This is a genomic window from Streptosporangium sp. NPDC003464 (assembly GCF_053588315.1).
Genome location: NZ_JBSFPS010000481.1, coordinates 1 through 3,316, shown reverse-complemented (window position 1 = coordinate 3,316; position 3,316 = coordinate 1). Strand labels below are relative to the sequence as shown.

Genomic DNA, 3,316 nt, shown 5'->3' with positions numbered 1-3,316 from the left:
CTGCGGAGACTCGCGGTGGGCACGATGACCGCGCTGAGCGCCATCCATCGAGCGGGCGTGGTGCACCGGGACTTCAAGCCGAGCAACGTGCTGCTCGGCCGGGACGGGCCCCGAGTGATCGACTTCGGCATCGCCCGCGCGCTGGACGCCGCGGCCACCGGCTCCGGCGTGGTGGGCACGCCGCCGTACATGGCGCCGGAGCAGTTCGAGTCCGCCCCGGTGGGCCCCTCCGCGGACCTGTTCGCCTGGGGTTCGACCATGGTCTTCGCGGCCACCGGGAAGCCGCCGTTCGGCAGGGACTCGCTCCCGGCGGTCGTCAACCGGATTCTGCACAGGGACCCCGACCTCGGCGACCTCGACGGCGATCTGCGCGATCTCGTGGAGGAGTGTCTGTCCAAGGACCCCGGACGGCGTCCCACCGCGAAGGACGCGCTCCTGCTTCTCCTGGGCGCACGCGAGCGGCGGCCGGACGGAGACCTGCTCACCGCGGGTACGGCCGTCGCCTCCGGAGCCCCCGAGGCCGCCGTCGTGCCCGGCGCGCCGCCCGCCCGGCGCGGCCGCCGGGGAACGCTCCTCGCGGGGGTGGCCGTGGCGGTGGCACTGCTGTCCGGCGGGGTGGTGTACACCATGATCCGCGGCTCTGTCCCCGATGACGCGGAGGTCTCCGCGTCCCCCTCCCCGGCCGTCATCCGGGAGGTAACGGCCGCGCCCGCCGCCCCGGCCAGGGAGATCCGGCTCCCCGAGCTGAAGACGAGGCTGCACGAGTCTCCCGGAGACCCGATCCACATAACGTCCTACATGCACCTTCGGAAGGATGTTTCTGACTCCTTCGCGCGAGAGGCGAAGGACGAGAAGTTCCAGTCGATCGGCCCCTACCAGGAGCCGCTGGTCTCGCCGGACGGGGCCTGGACGGCGGTCCTGCCCTGGATCAAGGCGAACACGCCGGGTCCCCGCGACTCCATACGGCTGATCAAACGGGCCACCGGCCAGGAGTTCCTGGTGCACACGGTGAGCAAGCCGATGGCGAACTACAACCCCTACTGGTCCTCCGACGGCAGGCGGGTCCTGTTGACGACCTATGACCGGGCCCTCGGCACGAGGCAGGTCCTCGGGTTCGTCGTCGTCGACGTGGCGACGGCCAGGGCGACGGTCGTCTCGGTCGACACGAAGGGGATCGGCGATTTCCCCTTCATGTGGGCCCCCGGCGAGTCCACCGTCGCCGTACGCTTCCCGAGCGGCTCGGGCGCCGGTCTGCGCTTGTTCGATCTGAGGGGAAAGACCGTCCGCACCATCCCGTCCGTGGGCGAACCCAGCAGCAGCGAGAACACGTTCTCTCCGGCTGGGAAGCAGTTCGTCACCCTCTGCCCGGACCGGATCGCGACCGCGTGCCTGTGGGACACCGCGACCGGCCGGCGGCGGGCCACGATCCCGGTCCCCGTGGCCAGCACGCTCATCGGCTGGTACAACGACGCCCACGTCATCCTGCTCGACCGGACGCGGGACCCCCGCCGGGTCGTCGCCGTGAACACGGAGGGAAAGGTCGTCCGGGTGCTCGCGGAGATCCCGGCCGACGAGCTGGGCGGAGGCGGCGGCCGCTTCGTGCCGCGCTACACGAGGAATTGACCGGGTGGACCCGCGGACGCGGGAACGGGTCCGCGTACCGGCGGTGTCCGCCGGAGCGGGACGCGGCGCTCGCCCCGGAGACCGGGGTGAGCGCCGTGGCCGGGACCTCACGCTCCGACCGGCCACCGGCCACCGGCCACCGGCGGCGCCGCGGTGCGGTGGCGCTCGATCGGCGCCGGCGCCGATCCCGGCTAGCCGGTCTTGCGGGCGACCCCGGCCACGGTCCAGACCTTCTCCGGGCGATGGGCGGCGAGCGGGTTGTCGGGGCGCCACTGGCGGATGTAGACCAGGCCCGGGTCGATGAGCTCCATGCCGTCGAAGAAGCGCAGCACCTGCTTGCGCGTGCGCGAGGCGTCCTCGCTCCGGCCGAGGACCCGCCGGTAGATGTCGACGAGCGGCCCCGCCGCCTCGGGGCGGGTGTCGAAGACGGCGTGGGCTATGACGAGGTGGCTGCCGACGGCCACCGCGTCGCGCAGCAGGGCCACGCTCTTGAACGGGCCGTCCTCGCCGGGGATGAACTGGAGCGCCGAGGGGATCAGGAGGGCCACCGGCCGCTCCAGGTCGATGAGCCGCCGCAGTTCGTGGTCGGCCAGCAGCTCGTCGGGGTGGAGCAGGTCGCCCCGGACCACGGAGGTGCGGGGGTCGGTGGCCAGCAGGGCCATGGCGTGGGAGAGCACCACCGGGTCGTCGGCGACGTAGAGCACCCGGGCGGCGGGGTCGAGGGACTGGGCGACCTGGTGGACGTTGCGCTGGGTGGGCAGCCCCGACCCGATGGAGACGAACTGCGTGATGCCCCGCTCGACGAGATGGCGCACCGCCCGGCCGACGAAGGCCTGGCTCTCCTTGGCCATCGTCCTGATCTCCGGGGCGATGGCGAGCACCTCTTCGGCGGCCGCCCGGTCGGCCGCGAAGTTGTCCTTGCCGCCGAGGAAGTAGTCGTTCATCCGGGCGACGTTGGGCACGCTGGTGTCCAGGCCTGCCGGTGGCCGCCGGGCCGCGTCGCTCATCGGTCATCTCCTTGGTTGCCTGTGAGACTAAAGAACCGCGGCGCCCATGGGTAGATGGCAGATTGCGAGCAATAGGAGAAATACGTCGATTGTTCTGTGGGACCGGCTATTCCTTGCGGCCGACCCCGCCGACGACCCACACCGAGTCCGGCCGGTGGGGCCCGGTCCCGTCGGGACGCCACCGGGGGACGTAGACGACCCCGGGCTCGACGAGCGCGAGCCCGTCGAAGAAGCGTCCGACCTCGGCACCGGTGCGCAGGTTGCCGCGGCGGGGACCGGTGACCGAACCGCGGTCCTGGTAGAGGGCGGCGAGCTTCGCGGTCGTCTCCGGGCGCATGTCGGAGACCGCGTGGGAGACGGCCAGGTAGCTGCCCGGCGCGATCGCCCTCCGGAGGTCGGTGACGATCCGCAGGGCCAACGCGTCGTCGGTGATGTCCTGTAGCACCGAGAAGAGGAGGACCGCCACGGGGCGGTCGAAGTCGATCATGCCGGTGAGCCGGAGGCGGGACAGCAGCAGCTCCGGCCGGCGCGCGTCGGCCTCGACCACCGTGGTCAGGCGGTCGTCCTGGAGCAGGGCCTGGGCGTGGACGACGACCATCGGGTCGTTGTCGACGTACGCCACCCGTGCCTCGGGCGCGACGGCGTGGACGATCTCGTGCACGTTTCCCCGTGTCGGCAGGCCGCAG

General features: G+C 72.1%; 3 protein-coding genes. 1 reads left to right on the top strand and 2 read right to left on the bottom strand.

Features of this window, described 5'->3' with window-relative positions:
* Nucleotides 1-1,623, top strand: a 1,623-nt coding sequence (locus tag ACWDS7_RS47530) for a protein kinase domain-containing protein (protein ID WP_451934685.1), incomplete at its 5' end; no start/stop codon positions are given.
* Between the two features lie 191 nt (nt 1,624-1,814).
* Here ACWDS7_RS47530 and ACWDS7_RS47525 read toward each other — a convergent pair.
* Both ACWDS7_RS47525 and ACWDS7_RS47520 read right to left on the bottom strand, forming a co-directional pair.
* Complete coding sequence (locus ACWDS7_RS47525; protein ID WP_451934684.1) at nt 1,815-2,630, bottom strand: SAM-dependent methyltransferase; 816 nt, start codon at nt 2,628-2,630, stop codon at nt 1,815-1,817.
* Nucleotides 2,631-2,736: 106 nt separating this feature from the next.
* A partial coding sequence (locus ACWDS7_RS47520; RefSeq protein WP_451934683.1) for an SAM-dependent methyltransferase occupies nt 2,737-3,316 on the bottom strand: 580 nt, incomplete at its 5' end.

Bases quoted from the DNA above. Each gene is read 5' to 3' on its own strand.
- ACWDS7_RS47525 (WP_451934684.1), bottom strand. From the start codon at position 2,630: ATGAGCGACGCGGCCCGGCGGCCACCGGCAGGCCTGGACACCAGCGTG.